Raw genomic sequence first — 1,108 nt, forward strand, 5'->3', positions numbered from 1 at the left:
TATTCATCATTTTTAATTGATACTTCGTTTTATGACCATACAGCAATTGTTAAAGACCGCGCCCGTTAGCACCTTATTATTAGTCAGTTTCATTGGACTGTTTATCGTGCAAGTGTTGACGGGTGTTGATGCCAATAATCCCTCGACGCAAGCGCTGCTAAACTGGGGTGCCAATGCGTTGCCATTAACCATGGTTGATGATCCGTGGCGGCTGGTAAGTAGTGCGTTTTTGCACATTGGCCTCATGCATTTACTGTTTAATGGATTTGCTATGTACTTTTTTGGTCAAGTTGCAGAGCCGATGTTTGGCTCAGCCAGATTTTTGGCGTTATTTTTGCTGTCGGCCATCGGTGGTAATTTGCTAAACAATTACGTGACGTGGCAAGGTATTTTGGATGGTACAGGACAACCGGGTCTATCAGCTGGGGCCTCTGGTGGTATCATGGGTATCGGCGCTGCACTCTTGATAGCCGCGCTATTTAAAATATCTGTTAACGGTATGGTTCTCAATTTAAGAAGCCTAGTATTTATTATGGGTATTAATCTTGTGTATGGTTTTGCGGTACCGGGTATTGATAACGCCGGTCATATTGGTGGGGCTATTACTGGACTGCTTATCGCCTTTGGATTTGCGCTTGCTCATCGTCAACGTATGACTTCATCAATGGCACCGATGACCTACTCTCATACTTATGACGTGCCTGAGTATGGCGATACTCAGGATACAAATACTGTCTATCCTGCTACCGCTGATCCTATAAATACTACTATCAACCATGAACCATCTGGCAGCTACTCTATCTCGCTAGAGACTCCTACTAAACCTGCGCTGATATGGCAGCTACTTCCATGGCTTATAATGCTACTTATTAGCGCAGGTTTTATCTGGTGGTGGCAAGATATTCATCAGCAAATATTACAAGTACTAAAAACCATTGAGTAAACTGTCATACTTATTTATTATTGCTAGATAGCTCACAAAAGCAGCAGATTAATATAGTTTGCCCTACTCGCTTTTTTCTATCCGATCATTTTCACTCACTAACGAGATTCCATTATGTTCAAAATTGCAGCACTTTCTAATAACACTAAGCAAGTTCTGTTTAGT

1 protein-coding gene is annotated in these 1,108 nt (G+C 42.0%); it reads left to right on the plus strand.

Translation table 11 applies throughout. The features are described 5' to 3' along the window. Nucleotides 1–31 precede the first annotated feature (31 nt). A complete protein-coding gene (locus tag ACS8FD_RS16270; protein WP_439261659.1) occupies nt 32–943 on the plus strand; it encodes a rhomboid family intramembrane serine protease in 912 nt (303 codons plus the stop codon). The last annotated feature ends 165 nt before the right edge of the window (nt 944–1,108 follow it).

The sequence above is a fragment of the Psychrobacter sp. 1U2 genome (assembly GCF_051847575.1).

Bases quoted from the DNA above. Each gene is read 5' to 3' on its own strand.
- ACS8FD_RS16270 (WP_439261659.1), top strand. From the start codon at position 32: ATGACCATACAGCAATTGTTAAAGACCGCGCCCGTTAGCACCTTATTA.